This window comes from Bacillus sp. SDLI1 (assembly GCF_001553895.1).
In the GTDB taxonomy this organism is placed as follows: domain Bacteria; phylum Bacillota; class Bacilli; order Bacillales; family Bacillaceae; genus Bacillus; species Bacillus siamensis.
The window spans coordinates 341679-359432 of record NZ_CP013950.1 but is presented as its reverse complement, the minus strand read 5'-3'; the positions used below and the strand labels follow the sequence as shown (position 1 = coordinate 359432).

Here is a 17754-nt window from a genome sequence, read left to right as displayed (position 1 = left end):
TAAAGTTTAATAGAATTAATGAACGGCTCTGAATACGCCGATCACTTTCCCTAAAATACTTACGTTTTGCAGGATAATCGGTTCCATCGTCGGATTTTCCGGCTGCAGCCGCACATAATTGTCTTCTTTATAGAAGCGCTTGACCGTGGCTTCATCATCTTCGGTCATAGCCACCACGATTTCCCCGTTATTGGCCGTGTTCTGCTGTTTGACAATGACGTAATCTTTGTCAAAAATGCCGGCGTCAATCATACTTTCTCCCATGATTTCTAACATGAATACGTGTTCTCCCGGAGGAACCATCCGGTCAGGAAGCGGAAAATACTCGTCGATATTTTCAACAGCTGTAATCGGAATACCCGCCGTCACTTTTCCGATGACCGGAACATTGACAACCTGGCTTTTCGGAATTTGGACTTCTTCTTCATCCAATACCTCAATCGCTCTCGGTTTAGTAGGGTCCCGTCTGATCAGGCCTTTTGTCTCCAGCCGCGCCAAATGTCCGTGCACGGTTGAACTGGAAGCCAGTCCTACTGCTTCTCCTATCTCTCTTACAGAAGGCGGATATCCTTTCGTTTTTACCTCTTCTTTAATAAAACGCAGGATATCAAGCTGCCTTTTTGATAGCTTCGTCATATTTCGCACCTCAAAACGTCGATTTTAAGTAGATTATAGCATGATTTTCCTGACAGTACAAACATAGGTTCGAAAAAAACGATTGACAGAAACGTTTGTTCGTATATACTGAAAGGCATAAAAAGCGAACAAACATTCTGGAGGTTGTTTAAATGGCGAAGGAATCTATCATATTTGTCGGACTGTTTACTGCGATTTTAAGTGCCGTTATTTTACTTGTTTCATGTGCGGGAAATGATCAGGCGCTCAGCCAATATGTTAAAATAAAGGTTCAGGACGGAGATACTCTGTGGTCACTTGCGGATCAAGTAGCAGAGAAGAAAAATATTAACAAAGAAGATTTCATTGAGTGGGTGACGGAGAATAATCATCTCCAAACTGCTGATATAAAACCCGGAGATGAACTTATTCTTCCGGTTAAGAAGGAGCATCCGGCCGTATATCAGCTGGCCATTGTCAATTAGAGAGGAAAGAGAGAAATGAAGGCGCTCATTTATGCCCGGGTAAGCACAAACAAAGAACAGCAGCAGACGTCTTTAAAAAGACAGGAAGAGGAGCTCAGTGAGATCGCTGCGGCAAACGGTATGGAAGTCGTAAAAGTCATTTCAGAGAAAGCCAGCGGTTACGAAATGGACCGCGACGGAGTATTTGAAATGCTTGATGAAATTAAAAAGTCACATATTGACGCGATATTGGTGCAGGATGAAACAAGACTGGGAAGAGGAAACGCCAAGATCGCGCTTTTGCATTGTATTTACAGGGAGAACGTAAAGATATATACGACGGCTCATAAAGGGGAGCTGGAGCTTTCCGAAGCTGATACGATGGTACTCGAAATCGTCAGTATTGTGGAGGAATATCAAAGGAAAATTCACAATATGAAAATCCGGCGGGGAATGAAAAGAGCCGTAAAAAACGGCTATAAGCCTGAACGGAATCTGAAAAACAGACATGAAAACAGCGGAAAAGAAAAAAAAGAGGTTCCTGTTTCGGAAATTATCAGGCTGAGAGCCAACAAGCTTACCTTTGCAGAAATCGCGGCCACCTTAAGAGGATTCGGCTATGATGTATCCAAAGCCACGGTTCACCGGCGTTTTCAGGAATATATCGCAGACAGCGAAGGCAGCTGACATGCTTCAGTTGTAAAAAAAACTATGTTTTAGTAGTATATAATCAACACGCACCAAAGGAGCTTATTATGATTTCTAAAGAAAAAATCGCAAGAATTAACGAATTGGCTCAAAAAGCTAAATCAAACACGATAACCGATGAGGAGAAAGCCGAACAGCAAAAGCTTCGCCAGGAGTATTTGAAAGGGTTCCGCTCCTCAATGAAAAATACGTTAAAGAGCGTAAAAGTTATTGATCCGGAGGGTAATGATGTCACTCCTGAAAAATTAAAAAGGGAACAACAGAAAAATAATCTTCATTAAACAGAAAGAATACGGCAATACGTATTCTTTTTTCGGTGTATACTAATATCAGGCTGTGATTTGCGACAATTTTCAACAAGTTTATCTCAAATTTAAGCTGAAAGAGTTGAGAAAATGTCAGCATCGCTTTATGATGAAAAGGTACAACAATAAGGAAGGGGATTATAATGGATACAATTGAAAAGAAATCAGTTGCCACCATACGTACACTATCTATAGACGCAATTGAAAAAGCTAATTCCGGACACCCAGGCATGCCGATGGGAGCTGCTCCGATGGCTTACACGCTGTGGACGAAGTTTATGAATGTAAATCCGCAAAATCCGGGATGGTTTAACCGCGACCGCTTTGTTTTATCAGCAGGACACGGTTCAATGCTTTTGTACAGCATGCTGCATTTAAGCGGGTATGACCTCAGCATTGAAGATCTGAAACAGTTCCGTCAATGGGGAAGCAAAACACCGGGACATCCGGAGTTCGGGCATACAGCCGGAGTCGACGCAACGACCGGGCCTTTGGGACAGGGTATCGCTATGGCAGTGGGAATGGCAATTGCAGAACGCCATCTGGCTGAAACATATAACCGTGATTCATTCAACGTAGTTGATCATTATACATATAGTATTTGCGGAGACGGCGATTTGATGGAAGGCATTTCTTCTGAAGCCGCTTCTCTAGCAGGCCATCTGGAATTAGGCCGCCTGATCGTATTATACGATTCTAATGATATTTCTTTAGACGGCGATTTAAACCGCTCTTTCTCTGAAAATGTAAAACAGCGTTTTGAAGCCATGAACTGGGAAGTCCTTTATGTTGAGGACGGAAATAACATCGCTGAATTGACGGCTGCAATTGAAAAAGCGCGCCAGAATGATAAAAAACCGACATTAATTGAAGTGAAAACGACAATCGGTTTCGGTTCTCCAAACCGCGCGGGCACATCCGGTGTTCACGGCGCTCCGCTAGGACTAGAAGAGAGCAAGCTGACTAAAGAAGCGTACGCTTGGACGTTTGAAGAAGATTTTTATGTTCCAGAAGAAGTATACGCGCATTTCAACGAAGCTGTAAAAGAAGCCGGCGCGAAAAAAGAACAGGAATGGAATGAACAGTTTGCGGCTTATAAGGAAAAATATCCTGAGCTTGCTGAACAGCTGTCACTCGGAATGAAAGGCGAACTGCCGAAAGACTGGGATCAGGAAGTTCCTGTCTATGAAAAAGGCAGCAGCCTTGCTTCCCGCGCATCTTCAGGTGAGGTGCTGAACGGCATCGCCAAGAAAATTCCTTTCTTTGTCGGGGGATCTGCTGACCTTGCGGGTTCAAACAAAACGACAATCAAAAACGCAGGGGACTTCACGGCCAAAGACTACGCCGGGAAAAACTTCTGGTTCGGTGTCCGTGAATTTGCGATGGGCGCTGCTTTAAACGGAATGGCGCTTCACGGCGGCCTCCGCGTATTCGGCGGCACATTCTTTGTGTTCTCAGATTATTTAAGACCTGCTATTCGTCTGGCGTCATTAATGGGGCTTCCTGTCACTTATGTATTTACGCATGACAGTATTGCCGTAGGAGAAGACGGACCGACTCACGAACCGATTGAGCAGCTTGCATCTTTACGCGCGCTTCCTAATCTTTCTGTGATCAGACCTGCTGACGGCAATGAAACCGCAGCTGCGTGGAAGCTAGCCGTTCAAAGCCAGGATCATCCGACAGCTCTTGTGTTGACACGCCAAAACCTTCCGACAATTGATCAGCAGGCTGAAGAAGCGTATGCCGGAGTAGAAAAAGGGGCTTATACCGTTTCCAAAGCAAAAACCGATTCACCGGACGCCCTTCTTTTAGCGACAGGTTCTGAAGTCGGACTTGCGATTGAAGCACAGGCGAAGCTGGCTGACGAAAACATTCATGTATCTGTAGTCAGCATGCCGAGCTGGGACCGTTTCGAAAAACAATCGGCCGAGTACAAAAACAGCGTACTTCCTCCGAATGTGACGAAACGTCTTGCGATTGAAATGGGATCAAGCTTCGGATGGGGCAAATTTACCGGTCTTGAAGGAGACGTTCTCGCAATTGACCGTTTCGGTGCTTCAGCTCCGGGAGAAACAATTATGAAAGAATACGGGTTTACTGCAGAAAACGTGGCTGACCGCGTGAAGAAACTGCTAAACAAATAAAGAAACAAAAGAGGATGAGTCAAATCATCCTCTTTTTCCTGTATATACGACAAAAATAGAAGGGGCGCCGTAACAGTAATAGACAATTCTTTCTTTTCTCCTTTTGTATAATAGAAAGCAATACGCAGCGCTGTAAAAGGGGATGAGGAAATGGAACGTCATTACTATACGCACCTGATTAAGGATGAGTTTGCGAACCACTACTTCGGGCGGGAAACCGCTATGTTTGAATTGTTTCGAGACTATCATTGGACAAATCTGACACCCCAAGAATATCAACTGACAAAAAAGCAAGTTCACTATATAACAGAACCGATTCCGGTAATACATATGCATCAGCGTCTCCAGCTTCATTTAAACCGAATGAGTTACAGCCGTTTAGATTCAATTTATCAGCTTACACTGCCCGGAGAAAAGGGCCGCGCCACCTTCATGATGAAAGACAGCTTGATTGAGATTGCAGCTTCGGGAGATTATGAGGCGGAAACGATTTTCTTTGAGATTCTCCGTAAAATCAGCCCCTGTTTTCTTGCGATGGATTTTAAGACAAGGCGTTATGGGTGGTTAAATCCGGTCAGAGAAAGAAATTTTGTCTAAAAACGAGCAAAAAGAGATGTAAATGTTGTATAATAGCCTTTGGTTTAGTACACTTTAAACTAGACAACATGAAGGAGGAAATAAAATGACTTTATGGGTTGGCATCCTAGTGGGCGTTGTCGCATTGCTCATAGGTGTTGCACTCGGGTTTTTTATTGCTCGTAAATATATGATGAGCTATTTGAAAAAGAATCCGCCTATTAATGAACAAATGTTACGCATGATGATGATGCAAATGGGAATGAAACCTTCTCAAAAGAAAATTAATCAAATGATGAAAGCCATGAATAATCAAGCGAAATAATACGTAAAGATTATGATATAGAGATACATGGTTATAAAAATAAAAAACCCGGTGAGGGTTTTTTATTTTTGCGTCATGTTTCACCCCAACTGCCGGTGTGCAGTTCCTTTTGATATTGTATGAGAAGGTGGTCAAGCTCCTGGCTGAGTTCTATCGTAATGTTTGATGTCATTCCGTTTGTCATGACGATTTTAAGCAGCTCTGCCCGTTTTTTTTCAATTTCATTTAATAGATGCTCTCTAATCACAGGGATATATCCTTTCATACATAAATCTTTCACTGAATCGCTATTATTATATCCACATTTATACTGTTTTTCAAATAAGAAGGAGTATAATATCTTGATGTCAAATTAAATTATATAAGCTTTTTCTATAAAAAGTAATCCTTCATGGGAAAGTGTTAAAAAAATGAAATGATTTTGTCATAACTCGAAAGGAGTGTGTCATGGTGAGTTTTAATTACTTTCTGACGTTCGGGGCCGGGTTTCTGTCTTTCATTTCTCCCTGCTGTCTGCCGCTGTACCCCGCTTTTTTGTCATACATAACCGGTGTCAGCATGGACGAGGTGAAAACGGAAAAGGTGATGCTGCAAAAACGGGGGCTCGTGCATACACTTTGTTTTTTGCTTGGTTTCTCCGTGATTTTTATTGCACTTGGATACGGAACCTCGTTCATCGGCAGTTTTTTTACCCGTTATCATGAAGCGATCCGCCAGTTTGGCGCTATCATGCTGGTGCTTTTCGGGCTCATTACGGCGGGTGTGTTTCAGCCGAAAATCATGATGAAAGAGCGGCGCATTCATTTTAAGCACCGGCCTGAGGGGTTTATCGGCTCCGTTCTGATCGGTCTGGCGTTTGCAGCCGGCTGGTCGCCGTGCAGCGGGCCTATTTTAGGCGCCGTGTTTTCACTGGCCGGTACAAATCCTTCTTCAGCGGTGCCGTATATGTTTTTATATGTTTTGGGATTCGCCATTCCTTTTTTAGTTCTTTCATTTTTTATTACCAGAATGAGTTGGATTCGAAAGCACCAGCTGCTTATCATGAGAACCGGCGGCATTGTTATGATTGTCATCGGAATTATGCTGTTTTTTAACTGGATGAGTTATATTCTGATCGTTCTGTCAAATCTTTTCGGAGGGTTCAAGGGGCTGTAAGAGATTGATAACTTTTGAACTATTATATACCCTTTCTTTTTTGGTACAATAAGACTAGTTAATGTTAAATATGTGGAGGGGAATATGACACGAGTTTTAGTTGTAGATGACGCCAAGTTCATGAGAGTGAAAATCAGAGAGATTCTGGAATCGGCGAACTATACAGTGGCCGGAGAAGCGGCTGACGGCGAGGAAGCTCTGGCCGTTTATCAAAAAATCCGTCCCGATCTGGTGACAATGGATATTACCATGCCGGTTAAAAACGGAATACAGGCGCTGCAGGAGATTTTAGCTTTTGACCCGAAAGCCCATGTCATTATGTGCACCGCCATGCGGCAGCAGCGGATCGTTCTGGAAGCGATTGAACTGGGCGCTAAAGATTTTATCGTTAAACCGTTTGAAGGGTCTAAAGTGCTGGAGGCCGTAGGCAGGGTAACGGGAACATAAACGTATTTTCTTTTCACATTGGTTTTTTTATGTTTTTGGAGTATAGTATATAGTATCAAACTCCGTGCAAGCAAAGGAATGATAAAGATGATGATTATAATTTCATCCGTTATTGCAGCGGCCATGGCAATCTCTGTAATGATCGTGAGGATTAAATCCTCCGATAAGCCCGCTTCACCAAAAAAAATAATTCTCCCGCCGATTTTCATGAGTACGGGAGCGCTGATGTTTCTTTTTCCGATTTTCAGAGTGACGGGCGAAGAATTTTTGGAGGCCATTACGCTGGGCGTGATCTTCTCTATTTTTCTGATAAAAACATCTAAATTTGAGATTAAAAATAATGAAATCTATTTAAAACGGTCAAAAGCATTTGTGTTTATCCTAATTGGTTTGCTGGTTATCAGAATCGCTATGAAATCCATTTTGAGCACGACGATTGATTACGGAGCTTTAAGCGGAATGTTTTGGATTCTGGCTTTCGGAATGATTGTCCCGTGGCGCATCGCGATGTTTATGTCGTACCGCAAACTTGCCAATGAACTGAAGACCGCTGATATTCAGATGAATTAAAACCTTTCCGTCCGCCGGAAAGGTTTTTTATTTGAGCAGGGTTTGATAAGGAGTAAGGTCAATCTGTTTTTCGCGGAGATGTTTTTTCAAAAACTGGTGATCCCGCTTAGGGGTGGCCAGTATGTAACCCCTGATGATTAAATCCCGGTTTATTTGTTCTGCTTCCTCTTGTAAAGAGATTTCACCGATTTTTCCGGCGATTTTAGCTTTGGCTACATCCCGAAAGAGCTCTGGCACGGGGGCGACCAGTTCATCCAAAAACGCCTTGTCGACTTCATTCCATAGGTGTCTGCTTTTTTCAATATAATAATCCTGCCAATCCAGTTCTGACCGGCCGTCTTCTTTCGGTAAGCGTTTTAAAAATTTTCGGAACATAAAAAACCCCCCGATGGACAGCAATCCGATCATTACGATGACCCAAAATAAAATAAACCACATAAACCAGCCTTCAAGCATTGTTTTATCTCCTCCTTACTTTAACCATATTGTAAACGAAGACAGAATAGAAGAACACATGAAAAAAGAATAGAAAAAATGATAGATGTCCAGTCAATCCGATTGCTAGAACATATTCTATCGTATAGTGATTCTGCTATTTGGCCATGGGAGATTCACTTCGAGGGTATATGACTGATATGACCGGACAAAAAAGCCGCTTTCATTGAGGGATGAAAACGGCTTTTTTATGTTATAGAGGAAATTGAAAGGAAAAAGAGGCAGGGGTCTCATTTGGCTCCTTGTTCATGGAGACGGTCAGAATATGGTTTGTGAAATCAGTGAAAATATGTTTGTCGTTCAGATAAAAAGGCAGCATCATTTGTTTGTTTAACGTCTGTTCAAGCGTTTTAACAGAGAGCATGAACTCATTTCCCGAAAGAGTGACGGTCATCGCCTGCACCGGCTTCAGCGCCGTCAGGTCAGCTTCAATGATGTATTGACGGCTTGTTTCATATAGATCGATCGGAAGCGCCTCGTCATACCAAGCATACGGGTCCTCGTAAAACTGCCGCAGCCATTCTTCGATATCATCAAATTCTTCAGCGTGATTTGAATGATTCATGGAAGCATCCCTCCATATTAAAAAAGCCTTGCTATAACGTATGCAGAAGCTTTAAATGGGTGAAAGGCACAAAAAAACAGACACCGAGGTCTGTTTTACATATCGTGGCTTGTATTATGTTTTTGTCTTGTATGGTTGCGGTTTTTCACTTTTTTGCTTCCGCTTAACGGTTCCGGCTGGCCGGGATTATGGCCCTTCGGAGCATTTTTATGCATATCTTTGCTCGTATTTTTATTTGTCATGTTAAAGCCTCCTTTTTTAAGGGGTGACGGCTATTGGTTTGTTTTTCTTTTTTTATTGTTCTGCCGTTCTGCTTCGGTCAGGACAAGCTGGTCATTTTCAATATAACCCGCGCCTTTGCCTTGGCTTTTCGCATCATTCATGCCGTTTATAACATGATTGGCTTTTCGTTTTACCATGATCATCACCTCACCTTTAATATGGCTCTTTACAGCCCGTTGTATGAGACATAAAACAGGACAAAATTTACCGGAAATTATTCTGATAAGACGATCTTATTGTATTTAATAAAAACATTGATATTTACTTATGTATGATTTTATACTAAGATGAAATTGTGAGAAAATTGTGATGGAATGTGAACATTCATCTAAAGAACGATCTTGATCTTTGAAGGGGGATTTTGGAGAATGACAAATCAGCAAAAAGTCGCAACACAAGACGTTTTCCAAGCAAGAAAAACATTTTCTTCAAACGGGAAAACATACCACTACTATTCATTAAAAGCATTGGAAGACGCAGGGGTCGGCAATGTTTCAAAACTTCCTTATTCTATTAAGGTTCTTTTGGAATCCGTTTTGCGTCAGGTAGACGGACGCGTCATTACGAAAGAACATGTTGAAAATTTAGCAAGATGGGGTACTGCTGAATTAAAAGATATCGATGTGCCGTTTAAACCGTCACGGGTTATCCTTCAGGACTTTACCGGCGTTCCGGCCGTAGTTGACCTGGCATCTTTAAGAAAAGCCATGGCTTCTGTCGGCGGTGACCCTGATAAAATCAATCCTGAAATTCCGGTTGACCTGGTCATTGACCACTCCGTACAAGTCGACAAAGCGGGTACGGAAGACGCGTTAGCCATTAATATGGACTTAGAATTCAAAAGAAATGCAGAACGTTATAAATTTTTAAGCTGGGCAAAGAAAGCGTTTAACAACTATCAGGCCGTTCCGCCTGCAACAGGTATCGTCCATCAGGTAAACCTTGAGTTTTTGGCAAGTGTCGTTCATACGAAAGATGAAGACGGAGAGCTTGTGACATATCCTGATACTTTGGTGGGAACAGATTCCCATACCACGATGATTAACGGAATCGGCGTTCTCGGCTGGGGTGTCGGCGGTATTGAGGCGGAAGCGGGAATGCTCGGCCAGCCTTCATATTTCCCTGTTCCTGAGGTCATCGGCGCGAAACTTGTCGGAAAATTGCCTAACGGAACGACCGCAACTGACTTAGCGCTGAAAGTCACTCAAGTGCTGCGAGAAAAAGGCGTAGTCAATAAATTTGTTGAATTCTTCGGCCCTGGTGTTGCTGAGCTTCCGCTTGCGGATCGGGCGACTATTGCCAATATGGCGCCGGAATACGGAGCGACTTGCGGATTCTTCCCGGTTGACGAGGAAGCACTTTCTTACATGCGTCTGACCGGCCGTGAAGAAGAGCAGATCGATGTCGTGGAAGCATACTGCCGCAACAACGGTTTATTCTATACGCCTGACGCAGAAGAGCCGATTTTTACAGACATTGTAGAAATTGACCTGTCAAAAATTGAAGCGAACCTTTCAGGCCCGAAACGTCCGCAGGATTTAATCCCGCTTTCTGTCATGCAGGAAACGTTTAAAAAACATCTCGTCAGCCCGGCCGGCAACCAAGGATTCGGAATGGATGCTGCTGAAGAGAACAAAGAAATCTCATTTAAACTTAACAGCGGCGAAGATGCGGTCATGAAAACAGGGGCAATTGCAATTGCCGCCATTACAAGCTGCACAAACACATCTAATCCTTATGTATTAATCGGTGCCGGATTGGTAGCTAAAAAAGCGGTAGAATTAGGATTGAAAGTGCCGAATTATGTGAAAACATCACTTGCACCGGGATCTAAGGTTGTTACTGGATACTTAGTCAATTCAGGCCTTCTTCCATATATGAAGGAGCTCGGCTTTAATCTTGTCGGTTACGGCTGTACGACATGTATCGGAAACTCCGGACCGCTTTCTCCAGAGATTGAAGAAGCGGTTGCTAAAAATGATCTCCTGATCACTTCTGTCCTGTCAGGCAACAGAAACTTTGAAGGCCGGATCCATCCGCTTGTCAAAGGAAACTACCTTGCTTCGCCGCCGCTTGTCGTCGCGTACGCATTGGCAGGCACTGTGAATATTAACTTGAAATCTGACCCGATCGGTGTCGGAAAAGACGGACAAAACGTTTACTTCGATGACATCTGGCCGTCAATGGATGAAATCAACTCCCTCGTCAAACAGACTGTGACGCCGGAATTATTCCGTAAAGAATATGAAACGGTATTTGACGACAACCAGCGCTGGAATGCAATCGAAACGACGGATGAAGCACTGTACAAGTGGGATAAGGATTCTACTTACATCCAAAACCCGCCGTTCTTTGAAGAAATGTCTGTAGAACCGGGAAAAGTTGAGCCACTAAGAGGGCTTCGCGTTGTCGGCAAATTCGGAGATTCCGTGACGACTGACCATATTTCTCCGGCCGGAGCGATCGGAAAAGACACGCCGGCGGGCAAATACCTGCAGGAAAAAGGCGTTTCTCCTCGGGACTTTAACTCTTACGGCTCACGCCGCGGAAACCATGAAGTCATGATGAGAGGAACATTCGCCAATATCCGCATTAAAAACCAAATCGCGCCTGGCACAGAAGGCGGATACACTACACACTGGCCTACCGGTGACGTGACATCTATTTATGATGCATGCATGCGGTATAAAGAAGATAAAACGGGTCTTGTCGTCCTGGCGGGCAAAGATTACGGAATGGGCTCTTCACGTGACTGGGCTGCAAAAGGAACAAACCTGCTAGGCATCAGAACAGTTATTGCGGAAAGCTTTGAAAGAATTCACAGAAGTAACCTCGTCTTCATGGGTGTGCTGCCGCTCCAGTTCAAACAGGGTGAAAACGCGGATACACTCGGTTTAACCGGTAAGGAAGTTATCGAGGTGGATGTTGATGAAACTGTACGTCCACGCGACTTGCTGACTGTCAGAGCCATCAGTGAAGACGGTACGGTAAAAACATTTGAAGTCGTTGTCCGTTTCGACAGTGAAGTGGAAATTGATTACTATCGTCACGGCGGCATTTTACAAATGGTGCTTCGCGATAAAATGAAACAGTAGCAGAAAGACAAAAGAGAGAAAGCGGACTGCTTTCTCTCTTTTTATACGGGAGGCCTTGAGATGCTTGCTAAATGGCTGGGCGTATTGTTACTTATCGGGTTGTTAGTGTATGCGGGCTGGAACATTTATTCTTCACAAACAAGTCCGAAAGAAGGGACAGAAGAAGGGATGAAGGCTCCTGACTTTACACTCGACACACTGTCAGGAAAAAGCAGCTCCCTTTCTGATTATAAAGGTAAAAAAGTACTCCTTAATTTTTGGGCGACGTGGTGCAAGCCATGCCGGATGGAAATGCCCGATATGCAGGAGCTGCAGAAGGAATATCCGGATATTGCGGTAGTAGCCGTTAATTTTACGTCCTCTGAAAAAAATATACAGGCTGTGAAATCATTCGCTGATACTTATCAGCTGACATTTCCAATTTTGATTGACAAAAGCGGGATTAACGGAGATTTCAACGTGCTTTCTTATCCGACATCATACATATTAGACGAAAAAGGAACCATTCAGTACATCCGAGTAGGCACGATGACAAAAAAAGAAATGAAAGAAAAACTGGATCTCAAGTAGAGGTTCAGTTTTTTTTATGCGAAAGGCTTATCTTTTAAAAAATTGGAAAAGATGAATGAAAACATGGAGGTGAGAAGATTGAAAAAAATGAGAAAACGTTCTTTTCATGAATTGGTTATGGAGAATAAACGTGAGCTGATGACCAATACGGAATATTTGAATCAGCTTGAAGAAAAGCTGGAGCAGCGGTTTAAACAAAAATAACCTTTAATTTGCAGTCATGTTTGCGCCTCCTTTTGCGAAATATACTCTTAAGGAGGGATGAACATGGGCACAAACAAGAAAGACGGCCAGCCGCAGTACGCTCCGAGCCACTTAGGGACAAAACCCGTTAAATATAAACGAAACAAAGGGGAAAAGTTTCATGACAAGTCAAACGGACATCCGATTGTCATGCAGACGAAAGGCGAATAATATCATTAAAGGAGAGCTGACATGATGACAAACAATTATCAAAAACCGAATCCGGACGACCGTTCTGATAACGTTGAAAAGCTTCAGGATATGGTGCAGAATACAATCGAAAATATAGAAGAAGCGAAAGAATCAATGGAGTTTGCCACAGATGAGGAAAAACAGCACATTCAAGAGAAGAATGCCAGACGCAATGAAAGCATTGAATCATTCCGAAGTGAAATTCAGGATGAATCGGCTGCGAGAGAAAACGGCTATCAATCGTAATAAAAACCAGGGAAACCTGGTTTTTTCTCTTTCCGCCACGTTGTGATAAAATAGGGCTAATCTGATAATAAGGGAGCAGAGAACGTTGCATGTGTCAAAAAAAGAAATAGAAGTGCGTTATGCGGAAACAGATCAAATGGGTATCGTCTACCATGCCAATTACTTAGTCTGGATGGAGGTCGGGAGAACGGCGCTCATTAAGGACCTCGGATTTCTGTACAAGGACATGGAAGAAAGAGGGGTGCTGTCACCTGTAGTGGATATCAGCATTTCTTATAAAAAGCCGCTCCGCTACGGAGAAACAGCCGAAGTACATACGTGGATTGAAGAATATAACGGATTTAAAACCATTTACGGCTACCGCATCTATAATCCGGATCAAGAACTTGCGATCGAAGCGTCATCCACTCACATATGCGTCGATAAACAGAGCTTCAAACCGATTCAGTTCCGCAAGGCCTTTCCTGATTGGCATGCCGCTTACGAAAAGGCAAAAAAATAAGGAGCGGCTCAAGTTATGGCATTTGGAATTACACGCAGAGAACTGGAAAGATGGAAGCGGGATGTATCGGAAGGAAAAATCGCTTTTTTAACGCATTTTTGGCTGGACGACCGCTTTCCGGAGGCTAAGACCGTGACGAAGGCCGGTTCAAGTGATCTCAATAAGCTGATTCGATGGGGATCGGAATACGGGCTGAAGCCTGAGTGGATTCATCATAAAAATCAATTTCCCCACTTTGACCTGCTCGGTGAAACGCAGAAACGCATTTTAGAAAAAGAACATCTGACTGATCATATCAGAAGGTTCAAACTGTAAAAAAAGAACGCATCTGCTGCGTTCTTTTTTCTTACACGTAATCAAATACCGGCTCTTCTGACTGATCTGAATATGTGACGGACAGATCATGATTATCAAAGTACCATAAGTCGCTTTCTTCAATAAAAAAGGTAATGCCTTCAACTTCCGTGCTGATTCCGACGTTCATCGGCTGGTCTTTTGAAATACCGAGAGAAAAGCCTTTCTGGACGCTGCTGCATCCTCCGTAACGGACAAAGAAACGGACCTGATCGCCTGTTTCCAGTTCAAGCTCTTCTTTGTACCAATCCAGCGCGCCTTTCGTTACTTTCATGTTCATCCGGAACACTCCCTTTTTGTTTCTCATAAAGAAATTATCTCTATTATAAACGCATATGGCATTTTGATGTCAAAATTGAAGTTTCATCAAAACCATTTGATTTTCGGTTCTGTTTTGTTCATAATCCGTTTGATGTTTGCCCTGTGTCTGTAGATAACAAACGCGGTCAAGAGCGTCACTACGATTAATAAATAAGGATCTTTTACAAACAGACAGTAAATAATCGTATAAATCCCTGTTAACATTGAAGACAGAGAAACAAATTTCGTAAGGAATAAAAATACGAAAAACACTGCAACCATCGTTACGAATAACAGCGGAGCATAAAACAGCAGGACGCCTCCTGAAGTGGCTACGGCTTTTCCGCCCTTGAATTTTGCGAACACAGGGAATACATGACCGATCACTGCTGCCACTCCTGCGAGAAGAGGATGAATGGGAACGTGCAATAAATACGGCAGCGCCGCGGCCAAGGTGCCTTTTAAAATATCGGCTGCAACGACGACAGATCCCGCTTTCACGCCAAGCGTGCGAAAAGCATTTGTGGCACCCAAATTACCGCTTCCATGTTCTCTAATATCAATCCCTTTCGCAAGTTTGCCTACGACTAAACCTGACGGGATGCTGCCTATTACATAGGCCAAAATAATCAATAAAGCAATCAACATCTACATTTCTCCTTTTCAATGTCCCTTCACTTTATTTTAACACGAGTTGTTATCGTCTGATGACAAGTTTTTTGAGAATTAAGCTGACAAACCGCTTTTTTTGAATCCGGTGAAGCTGTCGTGTACAATAATACAAAAGGAGATGGTAAAGATGCAAAATCCTTCAAAGTCAGAGATTAAAGACATTCTTGACCGAAGCAAACGGATCGCCGTCGTCGGGCTGTCAGACCGTCCCGACCGGACTTCTTACATGGTTTCCAAAGCGATGCAGGATGAAGGGTACGAGATTATTCCTGTTAATCCGACGATTGATGAAGCGCTTGGCGTTAAAGCCGTCGCTTCATTAAAAGACGTTGAGGGACCGATTGATATCGTCAATGTGTTCAGACGCTCTGAGCAGCTTCCCGGCGTCGCTGAAGAGTTTTTACAGACGGATGCTCCCGTTTTTTGGGCGCAGCAGGGCCTGGCAAATGAAGAAGCGTACCGCATGATTACAGAGAAAGGGCGGACGGCCATTATGGATTTATGTATAAAAGTCGCCCGCGCTGTTATAAAATAGGAACAAAAAAGGCAAAAATCCTTGGCAAATCAGGGGTTTTTGTTTTTTTATTGAAAGAATACTCTTTGCGTATGATGTTGAAACAGATACAATAAAGCATGAACAGCTTTTTTAGAAACCCCTGCATGAAAGGGGGCTGCAGTCTGTTTGCGATGGACGGCATAAATCTATATAATAGAAAGCGAACATAAGTTCTCGTCTCCAGAAAAGAGCACCAAAAAGATGAAAAGCCGTTCGAATGTATGTCTTGCGGCCTAAAAAACGAGCCATTCGCTTAAATATGTTGCGAAATCAAGCATATTGGTTATAATTGTGAGTCCGAGGAGAATTGGACCGAAGCTTGCGCATACTGAAAAACAAAGACATGAAAACATTTAAAAAGAGAATGATTAAGAGCAGGTTTTTTGAAAGGGGTTTGTACGTTTGGCTAGAAAACAGCAATTTGATTACAACGAAGATGCCATACAGGTGCTTGAAGGCCTGGAAGCCGTCAGAAAAAGACCGGGAATGTATATCGGTTCGACGGACGCACGCGGCCTGCACCATCTGGTATATGAGATCGTCGACAATTCCGTCGATGAAGTCCTTGCCGGCTACGGAGATCATATTATCGTAACGATACATAAGGACAACAGCATCTCCGTGCAGGACAGAGGGCGCGGAATGCCGACCGGAATGCATAAGCTCGGAAAGCCGACACCGGAAGTTATTTTCACCGTGCTGCATGCGGGAGGGAAATTCGGCCAGGGCGGCTATAAAACAAGCGGCGGTCTGCACGGTGTCGGCGCATCTGTCGTAAACGCTTTATCAGAGTGGCTGACAGTTACCATTGAGCGTGACGGCTATGTTTATAAACAGCGGTTTGAAAACGGCGGCAAGCCTGTGACTTCACTTGAAAAAATCGGTACGACCAAGAAAACGGGAACGCTTACCCATTTTAAACCTGATCCGTCAATGTTCAGCGCAACGGTTTATAATTTTGACACGCTGTCGGAACGCCTGCGCGAATCCGCCTTCTTATTAAAAGGCTTAAAAATAGAATTAATTGATGAGCGGAACAACGTAAAAGAAGTATTTTATTATGAGAACGGAATTGAAGCATTTGTCGCCTATTTAAACGAAGAAAAAGACGCTTTATGCGAAGTGGTTTCCTTTGAAGGCGAGCACCACGACATTGAAGTCGATTTTGCTTTCCAATTTAATGACGGATACTCAGAAAATATGCTGTCATTCGTTAATAACGTCAGAACAAAGGACGGCGGCACCCACGAATCAGGAGCCAAAACGGCAATGACACGAGCGTTTAATGAATATGCGCGAAAGGTCGCGCTTCTGAAAGAGAAAGACAAAAACCTTGAAGGCGCCGATATCAGAGAAGGGTTGTCCGCGATCATTTCCGTGCGTATCCCGGAGGAACTGCTGCAATTTGAAGGCCAGACAAAAGGGAAACTTGGCACAAGTGAGGCGAGATCCGCCACGGACGCAGTCATTTCTGAGAATCTTGCTTATTTCTTGGAAGAAAACCGCGATACAGCGACCTTGCTCGTCAAAAAAGCGATTAAAGCAAGCCAGGCCCGTGAAGCTGCCCGTAAAGCGAGAGAAGAAGCGAGAAGCGGTAAAAAACGCAAAAAATCAGAAGCGACGCTGAGCGGAAAACTCACACCGGCCGGTTCCAGAAATCCGGCGAAGAATGAATTGTATCTCGTGGAGGGAGACTCTGCCGGAGGTTCTGCAAAACAGGGAAGAGACCGGAAATTCCAAGCCGTGCTGCCCCTTCGCGGAAAGGTCATCAACACAGAGAAAGCAAAGCTTGCAGACATTTTCAAAAATGAAGAGATCAATACAATTATTCATGCGATCGGCGGGGGAGTCGGCGCAGATTTTGAGATAGACGACATTAACTATGACAAGATTGTTATCATGACCGATGCGGATACCGACGGCGCACATATTCAAGTCTTGCTGTTAACGTTTTTCTACCGCTATATGAAACCTTTAATTGAGCACGGAAAAGTCTTCATCGCGCTTCCGCCTCTTTACAAAGTCAGCAAAGGAAGCGGCAAGAAAGAGATTATTGAATATGCTTGGTCCGACGAAGAAATGGACGGCGTTTTAAAGAAAGTCGGCAAAGGCTATACCATTCAGCGTTATAAAGGTCTGGGAGAAATGAACGCAGACCAGCTCTGGGAAACGACGATGAATCCCGAGTCGCGAACGCTCGTCAGAGTCAAGATTGACGATGCGGCACGCGTAGAGCGCCGCGTAACGACATTAATGGGAGACAAAGTAGAACCGAGAAGAAAATGGATTGAAAAGAATGTTGCCTTCGGATTAGACGAGGAGAGCAATATTTTGGAAAATGAAAACTTGTCGGTCGCTGAGGAGGTTTAA

26 protein-coding genes are annotated in these 17754 nt (G+C 43.6%); 18 read left to right on the top strand and 8 right to left on the bottom strand.

Annotation, left to right across the window (positions count from 1 at the left end):
- Window positions 1-15 precede the first annotated feature (15 nt).
- Complete coding sequence (lexA, locus tag AUL54_RS01685) at window positions 16-636, bottom strand: transcriptional repressor LexA (RefSeq protein ID WP_007611720.1); 621 nt, start codon at window positions 634-636, stop codon at window positions 16-18.
- A gap of 152 nt (window positions 637-788) precedes the next feature.
- Between lexA and yneA the strand changes: the two genes are divergently transcribed.
- The 6 genes from yneA (at window position 789) to AUL54_RS01655 (ending at window position 5140) form a co-directional block, all read left to right on the top strand.
- A complete protein-coding gene (gene yneA, locus AUL54_RS01680) occupies window positions 789-1100 on the top strand; it encodes a cell division suppressor protein YneA (RefSeq protein ID WP_016935980.1) in 312 nt (103 codons plus the stop codon).
- Window positions 1101-1115: 15 nt separating this feature from the next.
- Window positions 1116-1766 carry a YneB family resolvase-like protein gene (locus tag AUL54_RS01675; RefSeq protein WP_016935979.1) on the top strand — a complete coding sequence of 217 codons (651 nt, stop codon included), beginning with the start codon at window positions 1116-1118 and terminating at the stop codon, window positions 1764-1766.
- A gap of 68 nt (window positions 1767-1834) precedes the next feature.
- Window positions 1835-2068, top strand: a complete 234-nt coding sequence (locus AUL54_RS01670) for a DUF896 domain-containing protein (RefSeq protein WP_003153997.1) — start codon at window positions 1835-1837, stop codon at window positions 2066-2068.
- Between the two features lie 167 nt (window positions 2069-2235).
- Window positions 2236-4239 carry a transketolase gene (gene tkt / locus AUL54_RS01665; RefSeq protein WP_060962687.1) on the top strand — a complete coding sequence of 668 codons (2004 nt, stop codon included), beginning with the start codon at window positions 2236-2238 and terminating at the stop codon, window positions 4237-4239.
- Between the two features lie 150 nt (window positions 4240-4389).
- Entirely contained in the window at window positions 4390-4836 is a 447-nt protein-coding gene (gene sirA / locus AUL54_RS01660; RefSeq protein ID WP_047474793.1) for a sporulation inhibitor of replication protein SirA, read from the top strand.
- Window positions 4837-4921: 85 nt separating this feature from the next.
- On the top strand, window positions 4922-5140 hold the full coding sequence (locus AUL54_RS01655; RefSeq protein WP_003153994.1) for a YneF family protein: 219 nt from the start codon (window positions 4922-4924) through the stop codon (window positions 5138-5140).
- Window positions 5141-5213: 73 nt separating this feature from the next.
- On the opposite strand, the gene AUL54_RS01650 is transcribed toward AUL54_RS01655, so the two are convergent.
- Window positions 5214-5387: an aspartyl-phosphate phosphatase Spo0E family protein gene (locus AUL54_RS01650; RefSeq protein WP_012117647.1), complete on the bottom strand. Its 174-nt coding sequence runs from the start codon at window positions 5385-5387 to the stop codon at window positions 5214-5216.
- 200 nt (window positions 5388-5587) lie between these two features.
- On the opposite strand from AUL54_RS01650, the gene AUL54_RS01645 reads away from it, so the two are divergent.
- The 3 genes from AUL54_RS01645 (at window position 5588) to AUL54_RS01635 (ending at window position 7312) form a co-directional block, all read left to right on the top strand.
- Window positions 5588-6295 (top strand): cytochrome c biogenesis protein CcdA, encoded by a 708-nt coding sequence (locus AUL54_RS01645; protein ID WP_060962686.1) that lies wholly within the window; start codon window positions 5588-5590, stop codon window positions 6293-6295.
- Between the two features lie 84 nt (window positions 6296-6379).
- Complete coding sequence (locus AUL54_RS01640) at window positions 6380-6742, top strand: response regulator (RefSeq protein ID WP_016935975.1); 363 nt, start codon at window positions 6380-6382, stop codon at window positions 6740-6742.
- A gap of 78 nt (window positions 6743-6820) precedes the next feature.
- Window positions 6821-7312 (top strand): CcdC family protein, encoded by a 492-nt coding sequence (locus AUL54_RS01635; RefSeq protein ID WP_095240656.1) that lies wholly within the window; start codon window positions 6821-6823, stop codon window positions 7310-7312.
- 27 nt (window positions 7313-7339) lie between these two features.
- Here AUL54_RS01635 and AUL54_RS01630 read toward each other — a convergent pair whose 3' ends face one another.
- The 4 genes from AUL54_RS01630 to sspO all read right to left on the bottom strand — a co-directional run bounded on the left by AUL54_RS01630 (window position 7340) and on the right by sspO (window position 8791).
- Window positions 7340-7768, bottom strand: a complete 429-nt coding sequence (locus AUL54_RS01630) for a DUF2621 domain-containing protein (RefSeq protein ID WP_060962685.1) — start codon at window positions 7766-7768, stop codon at window positions 7340-7342.
- A gap of 232 nt (window positions 7769-8000) precedes the next feature.
- A complete protein-coding gene (locus AUL54_RS01625) occupies window positions 8001-8372 on the bottom strand; it encodes an Hsp20/alpha crystallin family protein (RefSeq protein WP_060962684.1) in 372 nt (123 codons plus the stop codon).
- Between the two features lie 95 nt (window positions 8373-8467).
- Window positions 8468-8614: a small acid-soluble spore protein P gene (locus AUL54_RS01620; RefSeq protein WP_003153984.1), complete on the bottom strand. Its 147-nt coding sequence runs from the start codon at window positions 8612-8614 to the stop codon at window positions 8468-8470.
- Window positions 8615-8644: 30 nt separating this feature from the next.
- Complete coding sequence (sspO, locus tag AUL54_RS01615; protein ID WP_003244839.1) at window positions 8645-8791, bottom strand: small acid-soluble spore protein SspO; 147 nt, start codon at window positions 8789-8791, stop codon at window positions 8645-8647.
- 231 nt (window positions 8792-9022) lie between these two features.
- Here sspO and acnA point away from each other — a divergent pair, with 231 nt between their 5' ends.
- The 7 genes from acnA to AUL54_RS01585 all read left to right on the top strand — a co-directional run bounded on the left by acnA (window position 9023) and on the right by AUL54_RS01585 (window position 13817).
- Window positions 9023-11749 (top strand): aconitate hydratase AcnA, encoded by a 2727-nt coding sequence (gene acnA, locus AUL54_RS01610; protein WP_060962683.1) that lies wholly within the window; start codon window positions 9023-9025, stop codon window positions 11747-11749.
- A gap of 60 nt (window positions 11750-11809) precedes the next feature.
- On the top strand, window positions 11810-12319 hold the full coding sequence (locus AUL54_RS01605; protein ID WP_060962682.1) for a TlpA family protein disulfide reductase: 510 nt from the start codon (window positions 11810-11812) through the stop codon (window positions 12317-12319).
- Between the two features lie 78 nt (window positions 12320-12397).
- A complete protein-coding gene (locus AUL54_RS20360) occupies window positions 12398-12523 on the top strand; it encodes an FbpB family small basic protein (RefSeq protein WP_012117651.1) in 126 nt (41 codons plus the stop codon).
- A 63-nt stretch (window positions 12524-12586) separates the two neighbouring features.
- Window positions 12587-12733 carry an acid-soluble spore protein N gene (locus AUL54_RS01600; protein ID WP_013352427.1) on the top strand — a complete coding sequence of 49 codons (147 nt, stop codon included), beginning with the start codon at window positions 12587-12589 and terminating at the stop codon, window positions 12731-12733.
- Window positions 12734-12757: 24 nt separating this feature from the next.
- Window positions 12758-13000 (top strand): small acid-soluble spore protein Tlp, encoded by a 243-nt coding sequence (gene tlp, locus AUL54_RS01595; protein ID WP_060965037.1) that lies wholly within the window; start codon window positions 12758-12760, stop codon window positions 12998-13000.
- Window positions 13001-13085: 85 nt separating this feature from the next.
- Window positions 13086-13502: a YbgC/FadM family acyl-CoA thioesterase gene (locus AUL54_RS01590; protein WP_060962681.1), complete on the top strand. Its 417-nt coding sequence runs from the start codon at window positions 13086-13088 to the stop codon at window positions 13500-13502.
- A 15-nt stretch (window positions 13503-13517) separates the two neighbouring features.
- Window positions 13518-13817, top strand: a complete 300-nt coding sequence (locus tag AUL54_RS01585; protein ID WP_060962680.1) for a hypothetical protein — start codon at window positions 13518-13520, stop codon at window positions 13815-13817.
- Between the two features lie 31 nt (window positions 13818-13848).
- Here AUL54_RS01585 and AUL54_RS01580 read toward each other — a convergent pair whose 3' ends face one another.
- Complete coding sequence (locus AUL54_RS01580) at window positions 13849-14136, bottom strand: HesB/YadR/YfhF family protein (protein ID WP_060962679.1); 288 nt, start codon at window positions 14134-14136, stop codon at window positions 13849-13851.
- A gap of 86 nt (window positions 14137-14222) precedes the next feature.
- On the bottom strand, window positions 14223-14804 hold the full coding sequence (gene plsY / locus AUL54_RS01575; RefSeq protein WP_016935965.1) for a glycerol-3-phosphate 1-O-acyltransferase PlsY: 582 nt from the start codon (window positions 14802-14804) through the stop codon (window positions 14223-14225).
- 151 nt (window positions 14805-14955) lie between these two features.
- Here plsY and AUL54_RS01570 point away from each other — a divergent pair, with 151 nt between their 5' ends.
- Both AUL54_RS01570 and parE read left to right on the top strand, forming a co-directional pair.
- Window positions 14956-15363 (top strand): CoA-binding protein, encoded by a 408-nt coding sequence (locus AUL54_RS01570; protein WP_060962678.1) that lies wholly within the window; start codon window positions 14956-14958, stop codon window positions 15361-15363.
- A 423-nt stretch (window positions 15364-15786) separates the two neighbouring features.
- A complete protein-coding gene (gene parE / locus AUL54_RS01565; RefSeq protein WP_060962677.1) occupies window positions 15787-17754 on the top strand; it encodes a DNA topoisomerase IV subunit B in 1968 nt (655 codons plus the stop codon).

Bases quoted from the DNA above. Each gene is read 5' to 3' on its own strand.
- AUL54_RS01630 (WP_060962685.1), bottom strand. From the start codon at position 7,768: ATGCTTGAAGGCTGGTTTATGTGGTTTATTTTATTTTGGGTCATCGTA.
- tkt (WP_060962687.1), top strand. From the start codon at position 2,236: ATGGATACAATTGAAAAGAAATCAGTTGCCACCATACGTACACTATCT.
- AUL54_RS01605 (WP_060962682.1), top strand. From the start codon at position 11,810: ATGCTTGCTAAATGGCTGGGCGTATTGTTACTTATCGGGTTGTTAGTG.
- sirA (WP_047474793.1), top strand. From the start codon at position 4,390: ATGGAACGTCATTACTATACGCACCTGATTAAGGATGAGTTTGCGAAC.
- AUL54_RS01635 (WP_095240656.1), top strand. From the start codon at position 6,821: ATGATAAAGATGATGATTATAATTTCATCCGTTATTGCAGCGGCCATG.
- AUL54_RS01570 (WP_060962678.1), top strand. From the start codon at position 14,956: ATGCAAAATCCTTCAAAGTCAGAGATTAAAGACATTCTTGACCGAAGC.
- AUL54_RS01655 (WP_003153994.1), top strand. From the start codon at position 4,922: ATGACTTTATGGGTTGGCATCCTAGTGGGCGTTGTCGCATTGCTCATA.
- AUL54_RS01625 (WP_060962684.1), bottom strand. From the start codon at position 8,372: ATGAATCATTCAAATCACGCTGAAGAATTTGATGATATCGAAGAATGG.
- AUL54_RS01600 (WP_013352427.1), top strand. From the start codon at position 12,587: ATGGGCACAAACAAGAAAGACGGCCAGCCGCAGTACGCTCCGAGCCAC.
- plsY (WP_016935965.1), bottom strand. From the start codon at position 14,804: ATGTTGATTGCTTTATTGATTATTTTGGCCTATGTAATAGGCAGCATC.
- yneA (WP_016935980.1), top strand. From the start codon at position 789: ATGGCGAAGGAATCTATCATATTTGTCGGACTGTTTACTGCGATTTTA.
- AUL54_RS01640 (WP_016935975.1), top strand. From the start codon at position 6,380: ATGACACGAGTTTTAGTTGTAGATGACGCCAAGTTCATGAGAGTGAAA.
- sspO (WP_003244839.1), bottom strand. From the start codon at position 8,791: ATGGTAAAACGAAAAGCCAATCATGTTATAAACGGCATGAATGATGCG.
- AUL54_RS01620 (WP_003153984.1), bottom strand. From the start codon at position 8,614: ATGACAAATAAAAATACGAGCAAAGATATGCATAAAAATGCTCCGAAG.
- AUL54_RS01670 (WP_003153997.1), top strand. From the start codon at position 1,835: ATGATTTCTAAAGAAAAAATCGCAAGAATTAACGAATTGGCTCAAAAA.
- acnA (WP_060962683.1), top strand. From the start codon at position 9,023: ATGACAAATCAGCAAAAAGTCGCAACACAAGACGTTTTCCAAGCAAGA.
- lexA (WP_007611720.1), bottom strand. From the start codon at position 636: ATGACGAAGCTATCAAAAAGGCAGCTTGATATCCTGCGTTTTATTAAA.
- AUL54_RS01585 (WP_060962680.1), top strand. From the start codon at position 13,518: ATGGCATTTGGAATTACACGCAGAGAACTGGAAAGATGGAAGCGGGAT.
- AUL54_RS01645 (WP_060962686.1), top strand. From the start codon at position 5,588: ATGGTGAGTTTTAATTACTTTCTGACGTTCGGGGCCGGGTTTCTGTCT.
- AUL54_RS01675 (WP_016935979.1), top strand. From the start codon at position 1,116: ATGAAGGCGCTCATTTATGCCCGGGTAAGCACAAACAAAGAACAGCAG.
- AUL54_RS01580 (WP_060962679.1), bottom strand. From the start codon at position 14,136: ATGAACATGAAAGTAACGAAAGGCGCGCTGGATTGGTACAAAGAAGAG.
- tlp (WP_060965037.1), top strand. From the start codon at position 12,758: ATGACAAACAATTATCAAAAACCGAATCCGGACGACCGTTCTGATAAC.